General features: G+C 67.4%; 13 protein-coding genes. 3 read left to right on the top strand and 10 right to left on the bottom strand.

Annotated elements, in window-relative coordinates; genetic code table 11:
- Window positions 1-7: 7 nt before the first annotated feature.
- From SSKA14_RS12260 to SSKA14_RS12230, 7 genes are all read right to left on the bottom strand, one after another.
- Window positions 8-412: a response regulator gene (locus SSKA14_RS12260; RefSeq protein ID WP_040007618.1), complete on the bottom strand. Its 405-nt coding sequence runs from the start codon at window positions 410-412 to the stop codon at window positions 8-10.
- 117 nt (window positions 413-529) lie between these two features.
- On the bottom strand, window positions 530-1,984 hold the full coding sequence (locus SSKA14_RS12255) for a porin family protein (protein ID WP_008266966.1): 1,455 nt from the start codon (window positions 1,982-1,984) through the stop codon (window positions 530-532).
- A gap of 90 nt (window positions 1,985-2,074) precedes the next feature.
- Window positions 2,075-2,839, bottom strand: coding sequence for a Slam-dependent surface lipoprotein (locus tag SSKA14_RS12250; protein WP_005416749.1), 765 nt, complete (start codon window positions 2,837-2,839; stop codon window positions 2,075-2,077).
- Between the two features lie 54 nt (window positions 2,840-2,893).
- Entirely contained in the window at window positions 2,894-6,016 is a 3,123-nt protein-coding gene (locus tag SSKA14_RS12245; protein WP_008266464.1) for a TonB-dependent receptor, read from the bottom strand.
- Between the two features lie 182 nt (window positions 6,017-6,198).
- Window positions 6,199-7,155 carry a FecR domain-containing protein gene (locus tag SSKA14_RS12240; protein ID WP_040007614.1) on the bottom strand — a complete coding sequence of 319 codons (957 nt, stop codon included), beginning with the start codon at window positions 7,153-7,155 and terminating at the stop codon, window positions 6,199-6,201.
- Between the two features lie 82 nt (window positions 7,156-7,237).
- A complete protein-coding gene (locus SSKA14_RS12235) occupies window positions 7,238-7,741 on the bottom strand; it encodes an RNA polymerase sigma factor (RefSeq protein WP_008266486.1) in 504 nt (167 codons plus the stop codon).
- A gap of 138 nt (window positions 7,742-7,879) precedes the next feature.
- Window positions 7,880-8,806: a LysR family transcriptional regulator gene (locus SSKA14_RS12230; RefSeq protein ID WP_008266129.1), complete on the bottom strand. Its 927-nt coding sequence runs from the start codon at window positions 8,804-8,806 to the stop codon at window positions 7,880-7,882.
- Window positions 8,807-8,956: 150 nt separating this feature from the next.
- On the opposite strand from SSKA14_RS12230, the gene SSKA14_RS12225 reads away from it, so the two are divergent.
- The 3 genes from SSKA14_RS12225 (at window position 8,957) to SSKA14_RS12215 (ending at window position 11,041) form a co-directional block, all read left to right on the top strand.
- Window positions 8,957-9,823, top strand: a complete 867-nt coding sequence (locus SSKA14_RS12225) for a pirin family protein (protein ID WP_008268562.1) — start codon at window positions 8,957-8,959, stop codon at window positions 9,821-9,823.
- Between the two features lie 77 nt (window positions 9,824-9,900).
- Complete coding sequence (locus SSKA14_RS12220; protein ID WP_008266816.1) at window positions 9,901-10,581, top strand: hydrolase; 681 nt, start codon at window positions 9,901-9,903, stop codon at window positions 10,579-10,581.
- Window positions 10,582-10,642: 61 nt separating this feature from the next.
- Window positions 10,643-11,041: an OsmC family protein gene (locus SSKA14_RS12215; protein WP_008268560.1), complete on the top strand. Its 399-nt coding sequence runs from the start codon at window positions 10,643-10,645 to the stop codon at window positions 11,039-11,041.
- 63 nt (window positions 11,042-11,104) lie between these two features.
- Here SSKA14_RS12215 and SSKA14_RS12210 read toward each other — a convergent pair whose 3' ends face one another.
- The 3 genes from SSKA14_RS12210 to SSKA14_RS12200 form a co-directional block, all read right to left on the bottom strand.
- Window positions 11,105-11,434 (bottom strand): hypothetical protein, encoded by a 330-nt coding sequence (locus SSKA14_RS12210; RefSeq protein WP_008264586.1) that lies wholly within the window; start codon window positions 11,432-11,434, stop codon window positions 11,105-11,107.
- Window positions 11,435-11,532: 98 nt separating this feature from the next.
- The gene (locus SSKA14_RS12205; protein ID WP_040007611.1) at window positions 11,533-13,278 is read right to left on the bottom strand and encodes a putative porin; all 1,746 of its coding nucleotides are present in this window, start codon (window positions 13,276-13,278) and stop codon (window positions 11,533-11,535) included.
- A 42-nt stretch (window positions 13,279-13,320) separates the two neighbouring features.
- Window positions 13,321-13,983, bottom strand: a complete 663-nt coding sequence (locus tag SSKA14_RS12200) for a cell envelope integrity protein TolA (protein ID WP_008264999.1) — start codon at window positions 13,981-13,983, stop codon at window positions 13,321-13,323.
- Between the last annotated feature and the right edge of the window lie 13 nt (window positions 13,984-13,996).

The raw sequence follows: 13,996 nt of genomic DNA, 5'->3' as shown, positions 1-13,996 counted from the left end.
GGCCCGGTCAGGCGATGCCCGCAGAGGCCTGCGGTGCAGCGACAAGCCCGGCCAGCTGCTGGACCAGGGCCTCGATGTGATAGGGCTTGGTGCAGCGCGGGGCCGCGGCGAAACGGCTCGGCAGGTTGTCGTCGTAGCCGGAGGTGAGCAGGAACGGCGTCCCTGCCTCCGCCAGGCGATCGGCCAATGGATAGACCTGTTCGCCGCCGAGATTGATGTCGAGCAATGCGACGTCGATCGGATGGGTGTCGACCAGCTGCCCCAATGCCTGCAGGTCACCGGCAGGGCCGATCACCTGTGCGCCCTTCATCTCCAGGTAGTCGACCAGGAACATCGCGATGGCGAATTCATCTTCCGCCACCAGCACGCGCAGCCCTTTCAGGCCCTCTGGTTTGTTACCGGCTTCCAGCACGCCCTGCACTCCTCGATGCACGCGACCCGCCTGCGGTCGCAACGAGGGCAGGATGCGCGATCCGGCCTACAAGAGCGCGTGACGATCAATGAGGACCGTGCGGTGCCGGCCTCTACCTCAGAACGCGCGCTCCCACTTCAGGCTGAGCAGGCTGCGGTCGTGGCTGTACAGCCAGCCGACATTGCTGTCGATGCGGGCGTAACGCAGGCTCAGGCTGGGTACCAGCCCCGCGACCGCCAGCCGTTCGCTGCGCACGATGGCGATGAGGTTCTGTTCGCTGTCCTCGCGCCGCGCCTCCAGCAGCGGGCTCCAGGCATCGTAGTCACGCTCGCGCAATGAAACGAACACGGTGGCGGTGGTACCCGGCCACTGGCGCGCGGCCCCCAGGCGCAGACCACGCTGGCGGTAGCCGTTGGCCTGATCGTCGGCACGGCTGGTAGTGACGTCCAGCCCGGCGAAAACCGTCCAGCGCGGATTGAGCGCGCGGAACCAGGTGGCATACAGCGCAGCCAGTTCACCGTCGTAGTTGCTGGCCAGACCCGGCTGGCGGTAGCGCTGGCGCTTCCAGTCAGCCTCCAGCTTGAGCAGGCTGCGCGCATCCAAGGCGTACTGCCATTCGCCGTGCACGCCACTGCCGCCCTGCAGCGCATGGTTGCCCAACGCCTGGTAATCGTAGCTGGGCGCCAGCAGCACGGTGTGCCGTGCACTGCGCCAGCTGTAGCCCGCCTGCAGGCTGGCATTGAGTTCGTTATAGGCACTGTATCCGCGCCATGCCTGGCCGAAGGCCAGCCCGCGCACGTACAGGCCATGGTGCCCTGCCAACGCCCAGCGCCGTTCGAGGTTGCCGTCGTAGTCCAGGCCGGTGGCGCGTTGCGCATCGGGCAGCGTGCGTTCAATCAGGCAGGTCTCGCCCACGCCGAACAGGCAGGTGCGGCTGGCCGAGCTGCGGTTGATGTTGTCACTCCACGCCGGACCGGCGGCCAGGGCGCCCTTCCAGCGCTGGCGGGCCTGCAGCGCGCTCAGGTAGCCGTCCACGCGGGCGCGGACACCGGCCGTGGCCGGTTCGTCGCTATTGATGCCGGCGGCGATGGCCGTGAACAACGCGACGGCATCGCGATCGCGCTGGTCTTCGGCGTAGACACGCGCCAGTTCGAGGCGGGCCGGCAGGAAATCCGGCTGCACGGCCAGCAGCGCTTCGTACTCCTTCGCCGCGCGCCGATGATCGCCACTGACCCGCGCCAGCGCGCCCTGTGCATAGTGGCGCAGCAATGGATCATGCCCCGGCAGTTCGATGTACTCGTCGAGGAAGGCCGCTGCTGCCTGCCATTGCTGATGCTGCAGCGACAGGTAAAGGGCCTGGCCGAGGTCATCCACGGTGCGCTCCACGCGCAGGGTCTGGCCGTCGATGGTGATGGTCGGCCGCTCCGACTCGGCCTGCCGCAGGCGCTGCTGGTCCTGCTGCTGGTGGCGCAGTTCGCTGCCCTGTTCAAGCACACGGCGAAGATCATCCTGCTGGGCGCGCACATCGGCAGCAGCCAGCAACAGGACGGCGAGAAGGATGGGAGTGCGCATGGTCGATCCGTGGTGGTGCATGCAGCGGGCCGAAGCAGGGACTGGCGGATCGCGGCTTGTCCCTGCCCTGCCCCGTCAGGGGCGTGGCGATCAGTTCTTGCTGCCGCCGAAGGCGGTGTCGTACTGGCTGTTGCCGGCGAAGGTGGCGATACCGGCCAGGGTGGCGGCGTTGGCGCCGAAGAACTGGCCCTGGGTGGTGCCGGCAACCGTGCCGTTGGCGGTGGCCGAACCGGCGAACGACGCGTTGGCGCTGTTGATCGAGGCGTTGACGTTGACCGACAGGCCACCACCGGTCAGGCCGCCCTGCAGCGTGCCGCTGCCGAAGTTGGCGCGGAAGGTGCCCGACAGCAGGTTGCTGCCGTTGAACTTGTTCAGGCCCGCCACACTGTAGGTGGCCACGCCGGCCGGCAGCGTGGTGCCGGTACGGTCACCGACGAAGTACACCTGGCGGTTGTTGAAGCCACCGGCGGCGCCATCCTTGGACCATTCGCCGAACCACACGTCACCACTGCCAACCTTGACGAAGTTGAAGTGGCCCATGCCGGCGTGGCTGCCCGGTGCGCCAGTGATCGGCATGGCCAGCGTGCGCACGGCGGTGCCATTGACGGTGGTGGTGCCCGAGTACAGGCTCAGGCCCTGGAAATCGACCGGCTTGGCGTTGGAGACGGTGCCGACGCCGATACCGGCCTTGCCTGCCTGGTGCGGGCCACCGTTGACCTGCGATTCGCCAACAGCGACGTACAGCTCGGCGTCGGTCACCGGGCTGGCCGCACCGACGATGTCAGCGGCATGTGCGGCGCCGGCCAGGGCAAAGGTGGCAGCAACGGCGAGCACCGAACGGGAGATCATCTTCATGGTATTGCTCCTTGGGTTGTGGGAACTACGGGTACAACGCTTGAAAGCGGGAGGTCAGAAGCGCGCGGTGATGCCGAGCTTGAGGGTGCGGCCCGGCGCCGGCAGCGTGGAGCGCGTGGCCGGGTCGACGTAGTAGCGGTTTCCGAGGTTGCTGCCGACCAGCTCGACGCTGGCGTGCTCGTTGAAGCGCCAGCGTGCATAGGCATCAACGGTGGTGATGTTGCCCCAGGTGAACGGCACGTTCTGCCAGAGCAGGCTGCTGCCACCGGCCAGCAACCGGTCGCGGTAGGCCTGCAGATCAGGGTTCTCGTGGCGCTGGTAGTGCACGATGCGGCTGCCCAGTTCCAACCGTTCATCGAACAGGCGCGTACCGAGCGACAGGTTCACCGACAACTTCGGAATCGCCTGGGTCAGCAGGTAGCCACTGACGAAACCGTCCTGCACGCAGTTTGGCACCAGGCCACGGTTGGCATCCAGCAGCACGGCCGTGCTTTCGTCACACACCTCGTTTTCCAGCGTGCGCGAAATACCCAGGTCGGTGAAGAAGCGCCGGTTGTCGAAGCGTGCCTGCAGCTCGATGCCGCGGATGGTCTGCTTGTCGATGTTGTCGAACAGGAAGTAGGCGTCACGCTCGATCACGTTGCGGGTCTTGTGCACGTAATAGGCCAGCTTGACGTCGGCATCGGCGGTGTTGCCGAACAGGCCCGACAGGTTGTGCACGTAGCCCAGCTCGTAGTTGTAGGCATGCTCGGGCTTGAGCGTGTACAGCGGGTTGAGGCTGCTGGAGAACGCGATGGTGCTTTCGAACATGCTGGGGAAGCGCACTGCTTCGCTGTAGCGCAGGTAGACGCGCGCGGCCTTGGACAGGTTCACCGTGGCCGAGAAAGTAGGCAACCACGCGTGATCGCGGTGGCGGTCACTGCGCCCGTCCACCGGCCGCGACTGCATGGTGTTGCCGATAGTGCAGACCAGGTCGCTGCCGGGGTAGATCGGCAGAACGCCGGGTATGGCCGCCACCTTGCCGTTGAGGCAGGGGTTGGTCGCACGGGCATAGTTGCCGTTGGCATCGGGCAACCACGGAAGCCGATGTTCCACCGCCTGCGGCGTCTCGTAGTACGCCAGCAGGCCACGCAGTGCATCGTCGATCACCGAACCCATGCCGATGCTCTCCCAGAACTCGCGTTCGGCCTCCAGTGCATCGATCTCTGCCTGCAGGCTGGCCGGCCGCTCGGGAAGCTCATTGGTCCGGTAGGTCGCCTCCTTGCTGCCCACGCCCTTGGTCAGCAGCTCCGGGTGCGCCTGCAGGAAATCATCGAAGGCCCAGTAACGGCTGTAGCGCACGCCGGCATTGAACGTAAGGAAGTCGACCGGGCGCCATTCGAGGTTGAGATAGCCTTCGCCCTCCTGGCGCCGGCCGGCACGCGGAAACATGCGCCAGCCATCGGTGGTGCCGAAGTACGGGTCGCGCGAACCCAGCTTCTCGTACTGCCAGTTGCCGCCCACGGTCAGGTCCAGCGTGGAATGCAGCGCGAAGCGGTTGCTCAGGGTCAGGCCGGTACGATCATTGCGCGCATTGGCCAGTGCGGTGTTGCGCAGGATCGGGCTGACCCCGGGATTCCACGCCGGATTACCCGGTGCGAAATTGGGAAAGCCACCGGCGGTGTAGGTGTCGCTTTCTGTTTCCGTGCGCCACAGGTTGGCGTACAGGTCCAGCCAACGACTGCCGGCCGGCTGGAAGCGGTACTCCAGGTTCCAGGCGTCCGAATCGACGCGACTGAGCGGCCACTGGATGCGCCCATAGTCCGGCGCGGACAGGATCCGCGACGGCATGATCTCGCCGTAGTGCGACAGCGTGCGCCGCCAGGTGGCCTTCAACTGCTGGTCGTCGTTGATCTGCCAGGTTCCCTTCACCAGCCACGATTCCTGCTCGCTGGAGGTGTTGGGCACTTCATCGCCCGGCTTGAAGTAGCGCGCCAGCGTGGTGATGTAGTCGATGCCCTGGTATTCGTACTTCTCGCGCGGGTCCTGGTCGTAGTAGCCGCTGCCCTTGCTGCCGGAGAAGTAGTTGCCACGCTTGCGCCAGGCGTAGGCGGCCATCAGGTCGACATTGTCGCCACGCACGCCCAGCGCCAGGCGCCAGGCCTGGTCTTCGCCATCGAAGGGGTTGTTGCCGCTGCGCGACTTCACCGGCACCACCAGGGTGCGGTCGTCGTAGGGGGAAGCCGGCGAGCCCTGCGGGAAGCCGGGCACCGTGCGGTAGTCCTCGCCGGTATGCAGCCGCGGCAGGCGCGGTGCCACTGCGTTGCTGCTGCCTTCGATCTTCAGCTCCCCGCCAAAGCGCTCGCCGGCCGCAACAATGTCGTCAACGTCGATGGTCTTGATCACCAGCGCGCCACCGATTCCGCTGTGCACATCGCGCACCAGCCCTGGCCCCTTGATGACCTGGATGCCACCAATCAGGTTGGGATCGATGTAGTTGCGGTTGCTGACGCCGTTGTAGCCGCGCCAGACGGTCAACGCCTGTTCGCCCCCGTCGATGCTGACCGGCACCCGCCCCGGCCCCTGGATGCCGCGGATGTTGATGTCCAGTGCGCCACTGTTGCGCGCATCGCCACTGAACACGCCAACCAGATCCTTGACCACGTCGGCCGGGTTGGAGCCGCGGTAGCGTTCCACCCGGTCGCGCCCCGAATACGCCGTGGTCAGGTCCAGCGCGAACACATCATCGTAGCCGCGCCGATCGCGGGCCTCACCCCCTTCCGACTGCAAGCGACCGGCCACGTCCAGTGTCTCGGTCACCCGCACCCCCTCCCCTTCACCCGCCTCCGCTGCGGCACGCAGGCTCCAGGTGCCGTCCATGCCGCGTTGCGCGCGCACCCCGCTGCCGCGCAGCAGCTGCTGCAGCGCCTGCATCTGGCTGAACTCGCCGCTCACCGCACTGGAACGACGGCCTTCCACCAGATCACTGCGGAACACCACCTGGGCATCGGCCTGACGGCCGAACGCACGCACGGCATCGGCCAGCGGCTGCTCGGGAATGGCGTACTGGCGCAGCGGCGCGACGACCGCCGGTTGCGCCTGCGCGGTCGGCACCCCGGCCAACGGCAACAATACGGTGGAGATGGCCAGGGCCAGGACGGTGGCGCGACGGTGACAGGCGGATGCCGTGGACGGCATGGACAGGAACTCCTCAAGCGGGGCGGAGCCGCCGGCACATCCGGTGCCGGTGGCATGTCTGGCTTGAGGAAAAACGGTGTTTCGCTCTGGCTATACCTCTATAGACAGCCGCATGCGGCGACTGCCCACGGTTTTTTCATGTTTTTTTCATGCGGCCGATCCAGCGCCGCGCCAACCGGTCTTCACCAGACCACCATCGCCCCGCCGGGCAGGCGCTGCACGCGCAACCCGGCCTGTGCAGCCACCGCATCGATGCCCGTTTCCGGGTGCTGCAGGTGGAACAGGCCACTGACCCGCACGCGGGCACTCTGACTGCCCAGCACCCAGACGGGTGCACGGCGGTAGCGCGCCAGATCGGCAATGGCCTGTGCGGCCGGCAGATCGTCGATCGCCACTTCACCGCGCCGCCACGGCGCTACGTCATCGGGCCCTACCTGCTGCAGCGGTTGCAGCCAGCGCCCGTCACGGAACGCGCGTGCCTGTCCGGCCTGCAGGCGCTGCACGCTGCCATCGCCCGGACGCACATCGACCACGCCCTCGCTGACCTGGGTGGTGACCGTGCTGTCCTGCATCGACACGCTGAACGCGGTGCCGATGTCATGCACTCGGCCACCCGCCGCCTCGACCTGGAACGGGCGGGCCTCGTGTGCCACCTGGAACCAGGCCTGGCCGCGCAGCAGGCGCAGGTGCCGTTGCTGGCCATTGAACTCGATCGCCAGCGCGGTACCGGCATCCAGCACGGCGGTGCTGCCATCTTCCAGCTGCACCACGCGCGGCGCATCGCTGCTGCGCAGGTCACTGCGTGCCAGCAGCACCGCCTGCGGTGCGGCCGCAACCATCAATACCACGGCAGCGGCCGAGGCCAGCAGCCACGGCAGGCGGCGGCGCGGCGCCAGCGGCCGCAGCCCTTCGCGATCGGCGGTCAGCCCGGGCAGCGCCGCCAGCACGTCGGGCCCGGCGGCATCCAGCCCCTGCCAGAAGGCCTGCTGCTGGCGCCAGGCCAGTGCATGGCATGGATCGGCCTGCAGCCAGCGCTGCAGGGCTCGTTGCTGGCGTTCCGGCAGCGGGCCTGCACTGCACCGGATCACCCAGCGCAACGCCTGCCTGGCCTGACGCGGCGAGGGTTCGGACGTGGTCATGGTTGTGGCCTGCCGCACCGCGAACGGGTGCGCTTTCCTGTTGTGACAATGGCGGGCGCGATCTGCCCACGGCAATCGCCGTTCATCGCCTCACTCCCTGCTGGTGCTGCTGGATCAGCAGCGCCGCGCGCAGTACGTGCTTGCCGACCAGGCTCTTGGAAATTCCCAGGCGCGTGGCGATCTCGCGCTCGCTCAGGCCCAGGTAACGGTTGAGCACGAAACACTCGCGCACCTGCCCGGGCAGCGCTAGAATGGTCTGGGTGATCTCACGCAGCTGTGCCTGGTCCAGCGCCTGCGCCTCGCCATCGTGGCCAGCCCCGGCCATGTCGGCGGCGTACTCGGCCATCGCGCGCCGCTCGCGGGCGTCGGCCTGGCTGCGGTTGAGCGCGTGGTGGTAGGCCATCCGGTACAGATAGCCACGCGGCTCTAGGATGGGCGGGTCGCCGGGCACGCTGCTGGCCTTCAGGTACAGGTTCTGCAGGGTGTCCTCGGTACTGGCCGGGTCGAGGTAGCGCGCGATGAAGCGAGACAACGCACGGCGCTCGCGGATCAGCAGCTCGACCAGCGCCAGGGCATTGGGAGACATAGGTACCAAGGCCGGACCGGGGAATGATGGGCGTGATGGCGACGGTCCGGAGGTGAATTGTGGGCTGCATGGCCACGGGCGGCAAGCACAGTCGAGTCGACACATTCAGTAGATCCACGCCATGCGTGGATGCGGGGGCTATGGCTCGTCCAGCGCCTCAAAACGCTCGGCGAGGTAATCGATCAACGCCCGCACGGCTGGCAGCAGTCCGCGCCGCGATGGGAACACGGCGTGCACGATGCCGTGCTTCGGCACCCACTCGGGCAACACCGGCACCAGCGCACCACGGGCCAGCTCCTCGCTGATCATCATCCGCGGCAGCATCAACACCCCGACCCCGGCAACCGCGGCCGCGCGCAGCGCGATCATGTCATCGCTGACCAGGCGCGGGCGATGGTGCACGCTGGCCTGCACGCCGTCCGGCCCGGTGTACTCCCAGACGTGCAGCTGGCTGGGCGATGCCAGATCGACGCTCGGCATTGTCGCCAGGTCGGCCGGCACCTGCGGCGTGCCCAGCTGATCCAGCAGCGCCGGGCTGGCACTGGTGCACCAGGCGCGGCGCGCCAGCACGCGCACCACCAGGTCGCTGTCTTCCAGCGGCGGCGGCCGCACCCGTATCGCTACGTCCACGCCCTCGCCCACCACGTCCACGCGGCGATTGGTGGCCTCCAGCTGCACCGTTACCTTCGGGTGGTGAGCCAGGAAGTCGGCCAGCATCGGGCCGATGCGCGCGTGCAGGATCGCGATCGGGCACGCCAGGCGCACCGTGCCGCGCGGCTCGGCACGTGACAGTGCGATCGCCTCTTCAGCGGCCTCGGCCTCGACCAGCATCGCCTTGCAGTGGCGGTAGTAGTCCTGGCCGACCTCGGTGACCGAGAAGCGCCGCGTCGAGCGCTGGATCAGGCGCACCCCCAGCCGTTCCTCCAGCAGTGCGATGCGCCGGCTCAGTTTCGACTTGGGCATGGCCAGCGCCCGGCCGGCCTGCGAGAAGCCGCCGTGTTCCACCACCATGGCGAAGTAGAACAGGTCGTTGAGGTCGCAGCGGCGGATATCGGCAGTGAACACGGGGCGAATGCCTGCGGCGCAAGGTCTGCACCCATTGTTCACCAGATAGGACTATGACGGCAAATTGTGGCGTCTACCGGGCTAATTGTTGCAGCGATATCGTCTCCGCAACGAAGAGCAACGGCCGGCAGCCCCGGCCAGGAGATCGCCATGAAGCGTGTCACCGGTACCTACAGCGCCCCCCGCCCGCATTGGGTGGGCGACGGATTCCCCGCCCGCTCGCTGTTTTCGTACAACACCCACGGCCAGCACCTGAGCCCGTTCCTGCTGCTGGACTACGCTGGCCCGTACAGCTTTGCGCCCAGCGACACCCCGCGTGGCGTCGGCCAGCACCCGCATCGTGGTTTCGAGACGGTCACCATCGTCTATGAGGGCGAAGTCGCCCATCGCGATTCAACCGGGGCCGGCGGCACCATCGGCCCGGGCGACGTGCAGTGGATGACCGCTGCCTCGGGCATCCTCCACGAGGAATTCCATACGCCGGAATTCAGCCGGCGCGGCGGCACGCTGGACATGGTCCAGCTGTGGGTGAACCTGCCGGCGCGGGACAAGATGGGTGCGCCGGGCTACCAGACCCTGCTCGATGCAGACATTCCCTCGGTGGATCTGCCTGAGGGCGCTGGCCGCGTGCGGGTCATCGCCGGTCGCTTCGACGGCCGTGCCGGCCCGGCCCGCACCCACACGCCGATGGATGTCTGGGACATCCGCCTGCAGCAGGGGCACCACGCCGAACTGCCGGTGGCCGATGGCCGCACGCTGGCGCTGGTCGTGCTGAAGGGTTCTGTGCGGATCAACGGCGGCCCGCCGGTCGGCGAGGCACAGCTGGTCACCTTCGACCGCGCTGGCACGGACGTGTTCGTCGACGCCGACAGCGACGCCACCGTGTTGCTGCTCAGCGGTGAGCCGATCGACGAGCCGGTGGTGGGCTATGGCCCGTTCGTGATGAACAGCCAGGCCGAGATCGCGCAGGCGGTCAACGACTTCAACAGCGGCCGCTTCGGCCAGATCGCGCACTGAGCGCTTCAACGCGGCGGGCCCCGGCCCGCCGCCATCATCGGGCCACCACCGGCTCTTCCCCCCACAGGAGACTGATCATGAGTACCCCCGCCAACTTCAACGGCGCACGCCCGGTCATCGATCCGGACAACGCCGCGATGCTGCTGATCGACCACCAGAGCGGCCTGTTCCAGACCATCGCAGACATGCCGTTCAGCACCGTGCGCGCCCACGCCACTGCACTGGCGAAGATGGCCACGCTGGCCCGGATGCCGGTGATCACCACGGCCTCGGTGCCGCAGGGCCCGAATGGCCCGCTGATCCCGGAGATCCACGACGCGGCCCCGCATGCGCAGTACGTGGCGCGCAAGGGTGAGATCAATGCCTGGGACAATCCCGAATTCGTTGCCGCAGTGAAGGCCACTGGCCGCAAACAGCTGATCATCGCCGGCACCATCACCAGCGTGTGCATGGCCTTCCCGTCGATCGCCGCCGTCGCCGACGGCTACCAGGTGTTCGCGGTGATCGATGCCTCGGGCACCTATTCGAAGATGGCCGAAGAGATCACCCTGGCGCGCGTGGTGCAGGCCGGCGTGGTGCCGATGGATACCGCCGCGGTGGCCTCGGAGATCCAGCGCAGCTGGAACCGCGACGATGCGCAGCAGTGGGCCGAGGTCTACACCAGGATCTTCCCGAACTACCAGCTGCTGATCGAGAGTTACCTGAAGGCGCAGGACGTGCAGAAAAACCACGAGCCGCTGGATTCGCAGCGCAGCTGAGCGCGCAAGGCGGTAGAGTCCAACGCGTCGGGCATGGCCCGACGCTACAGAGGAGATCCGCATGGCCTACGCACGCATTGTTTCGACCGGCGACAACTACCTGCACCACATCAGCAATGGCAGCTTCGATGTCGATGCGGACGAGCCCGCAACGCTTGGCGGCCAGGGCAAGGGCTTCGCCCCGTTCGACCTGTACCTGGCCTCGCTGGCGGCCTGCACCGCCATCACCCTGCGCATGTACGCGCAGCGCAAGGGCTGGGAACTGGGTGAGTTCCATGCCGAACTACGCTCCGAGCGTGACGAGGATGGACGCTTCCACGTGCACCGCGTACTGCATGCCAGCGCCGAGCTGAGCGATGCACAGTGGCAGCGGTTGCTGGAGGTAGTAGAGAAGACCCCGGTGACCCTGGTGATGCGTGACGGTGCGCGCATCACCAGTGAGCGCGGGGGTGCGGCGTAACCCCATCCACGCATGGCGTGGATCTACCGTGGAGCCGAGCATGGGCCCGGCTCCACAGACAGCTCAGCGCCGTGAATGCAGTACGGTGCGCTGGCGCATGGCGTTGAACTCCTGCTCCACCTGCTGGATGTCCTCGGCCTGGAAACCGGCTGCATCCAGCAGCTGGTCGGCCGCCGCCGCCGCCAGCGGATCGTCATCGCGCTGGCGCCAGCAGCGCGCTGGCAGGAAATAGCCCACTTCGCTGCGCCCGCGCATGATCACCACCGGCCGGCCGGCATACAGCAGGAACTCCGCCAGATGCTGGCGCAGACCCTCCACCGATACATAGGCCGGCCCGATACCCAGCACCTGGCTGGACGGTTCAGGACTTTCAAACAGCTTGCGACGGCTCATCCACTCCTCCTTTCGTGCAACGCGTGGTCTCCTTTCCTTAGACGGGCGCATCGCTGCGCCCCCGCCACGCCCGGCATGATCTGCATCACGCGACCCGGCTAGAAGCCGGTATTGAACTCAAGCTGGAACACGTCGATCGACAGTGGCGCGCCCGACACTTCCTTGGCCGCCATCCACTTGCCGCTGATCCAGCTGCGCGCATCCAGTGCGTAGGCACCGCCCACGTAGTAGCCGCGGGCATTGGTGCCGCCCAGGTGGAAGTTGGGGTCGTTGTAGGCATCCGGCAGCGCATCGGCCTCGATGTGCTTGTAACCCAGCAGTGCCTGCCACTGGCCCTTCTCCCTCAGCTCGGTGGCACCGAAGGTGGCCTGCACCATCCACGCGGTATCGCCGCTGCGGAAGGTGTTGATGCTGGCGGTGCCGCCCGCGTCGTAGTTGTTGACGATGCCATTGTTGGCACGGCTGAACATCGCCTGCTTGTCGTAGGCCAGGTTGCGGATGTAGTCACCGTCCAGGCGCAGCCCGATACCCTGCGCCAGCTGCGTATCCCAACGCAGGTTCAGCGTGGCCAGGCGGAACGCCGAGGCCAGGCCGACGTACTGCGGGGTGGGCGTGTTGGCCGGGTCCAGCGGATTGCGCGCGATGTCGCGGATCAGCATCAGGGTGTTGCCCTTCTGCATGAAGGCCGGGCGCGACCAGTCGGTATCGCAGCCCACCGCACCTGCATACAGTGCGCACGGCGAAGACAGGCGACCGCTGATGTTCTTGAAGTCGTAGTAGCCCAGCGCCGCGCGCAGCGCATTGTCATCGTTGAAGCGCCAGTTCACGCCCACCTGCGCACCGGACAGCCACTTGTTCTCGTTCGGGGTCTTGACCCGGCTCTGGCTGGGTGAACTGTCGGAGGTGTACTCCAGCGGCACCACCGCCAGGTTGCCGAACAGGTCGAGGTCACCGCCGTCGAAGTCGTACTTCAGGTTGGCGGCCAGACCGTCGAAGTTCAGGTCGTTGGAGAACAGCGTGTCGCTGGTCCAGAACGGATTGCCGAAGCGGCCACCGCGCACCGTCACCCAGTCCGCCGGACTGTAGGCCAGCCAGGCCTGGTCCAGCCACACATCCTTCTTGCTCAGGCCACCGCCGAGCTGTTCGGTGGTCGACACCGGGCCATTGCTGCTGCCGCTGGCCAGACGCACGCCGGCGGTGGTGTGCTGGCCGATGGTCGCTTCGATGCCCAGGCGGGCACGGATGCGCCACAGGTTGCGGCGGTCCTGGCGGCTGTTCAACAGCGGCGGCAGCTGCAGGTTGGTGTTGGTGTTTGTATCGAAGCCATTGCCGGAATTGATCGCCGGCCAGTTGCTCACGATGTCGCTGTTGCGCTCGGAATAGAAGCGCGATTCGCTGCGCACGCGCATGTCACCGGTGACCTTGATGCGCTTGGTCCATTCGGCCACTTCGTTCGGCGCCGCCCAGCCTTCCGACTTCGCCTGCGCCATCACGTCCTGGCGCACTTCATCGCGGATGCCATCGCGCACGCTCTGCGGCACGTAAGGCACGCGCACGTCGCCGGCTTCCAGGGCCACGCCGCCGCTGGCAGCCGCACTACCGCTGGCTGCAGTGCGTTGGGCGGCGGCCGCTTCGGCTTCGGCCTGCACCAGCAGCGCCTGGCCGTCTTCGGGTTTCAACGCGCCGCTGGCGATCAGGCCCTTGATCAGCTTGACCATGGTGGTTTCTGCGGCCATCGCACCGGCCGGGGCCGCCAGGCTGAGCAGCACGGCGCAGCACAGCAGCGCCCGTCGGGCCGGCCGCGGGCGGCGGGAGTCGGTTCGTGCGCGGTCGTGGTCGTTCATCACGGTTCTCATCGGAAGAGTGGAAATCACGGAAGTCGGGAATCAGGCCCCGGGCCGGCGGCCCTGGATCAGGACGCGGGCGGGGAAATCGAGCGACGGCGGCGGTGCCTGGTCAACCTTGCCGATGCGACGCAGCGCATCGAGCACGGCCGCATCGGCCTCCTCGTTGCCACTGCCGCGCACCAGCTCGACCTTTTCCAGGCGGCCATCGGCGGCCAGCCACACATTCACCTGCAGCTGGAACGCCAGGCGCTTGACCTTGTCGTCGCGCGCGATCGCCTGCTGCATCAGGTAGCCGAGGTAGCGCCCGTAGGTGGCATTGCCGGCACCGCCGCGGCCGACGCCGGAGGTGCCGCCGCCTGTACCGGACTGGATACCGAAGTTGTCACCGCCGGCCTGTGCGTCGGCATTCATCGTTACCGGTTCGGCGTTGTCCGGGGTCGGCGTCGGCTCTTCCGCCGGCGTCGGCTGATCCAGCGGCTCGGGCTCGGGTACGGTCTCTTCCGGCGTTTCCGGCTCAGGCGGCTTTTCCGGAGGCGGCGGGGGCGGTGGCGGAGGGGGCGGCAACGCCAGCATCGGCGGCTGCACCACCGGCCTGCGGGTACTGGCGGTGTCCTTGAACAGCAGCCACCACACCACGATGCCGAGCACCAACAGCGCGGCCAGCACCAGCGCCACGGTCACCAGCAGCTGGCGACCGCGCATGCCGGGCTCCGGC

The organism is Stenotrophomonas sp. SKA14, from assembly GCF_000158575.1.
GTDB lineage: Bacteria > Pseudomonadota > Gammaproteobacteria > Xanthomonadales > Xanthomonadaceae > Stenotrophomonas > Stenotrophomonas forensis.
This window is presented reverse-complemented; position numbering and strand designations above follow the sequence as displayed.

What these genes read in the sequence shown, in the direction of transcription:
- SSKA14_RS12255 (WP_008266966.1), bottom strand. Translation starts at nt 1,984, where the DNA reads ATGCGCACTCCCATCCTTCTCGCCGTCCTGTTGCTGGCTGCTGCCGAT.
- SSKA14_RS12250 (WP_005416749.1), bottom strand. Translation starts at nt 2,839, where the DNA reads ATGAAGATGATCTCCCGTTCGGTGCTCGCCGTTGCTGCCACCTTTGCC.
- SSKA14_RS12245 (WP_008266464.1), bottom strand. Translation starts at nt 6,016, where the DNA reads ATGCCGTCCACGGCATCCGCCTGTCACCGTCGCGCCACCGTCCTGGCC.
- SSKA14_RS12240 (WP_040007614.1), bottom strand. Translation starts at nt 7,155, where the DNA reads ATGACCACGTCCGAACCCTCGCCGCGTCAGGCCAGGCAGGCGTTGCGC.
- SSKA14_RS12235 (WP_008266486.1), bottom strand. Translation starts at nt 7,741, where the DNA reads ATGTCTCCCAATGCCCTGGCGCTGGTCGAGCTGCTGATCCGCGAGCGC.
- SSKA14_RS12225 (WP_008268562.1), top strand. Translation starts at nt 8,957, where the DNA reads ATGAAGCGTGTCACCGGTACCTACAGCGCCCCCCGCCCGCATTGGGTG.
- SSKA14_RS12220 (WP_008266816.1), top strand. Translation starts at nt 9,901, where the DNA reads ATGAGTACCCCCGCCAACTTCAACGGCGCACGCCCGGTCATCGATCCG.
- SSKA14_RS12215 (WP_008268560.1), top strand. Translation starts at nt 10,643, where the DNA reads ATGGCCTACGCACGCATTGTTTCGACCGGCGACAACTACCTGCACCAC.
- SSKA14_RS12210 (WP_008264586.1), bottom strand. Translation starts at nt 11,434, where the DNA reads ATGAGCCGTCGCAAGCTGTTTGAAAGTCCTGAACCGTCCAGCCAGGTG.
- SSKA14_RS12205 (WP_040007611.1), bottom strand. Translation starts at nt 13,278, where the DNA reads ATGAACGACCACGACCGCGCACGAACCGACTCCCGCCGCCCGCGGCCG.
- SSKA14_RS12200 (WP_008264999.1), bottom strand. Translation starts at nt 13,983, where the DNA reads ATGCGCGGTCGCCAGCTGCTGGTGACCGTGGCGCTGGTGCTGGCCGCG.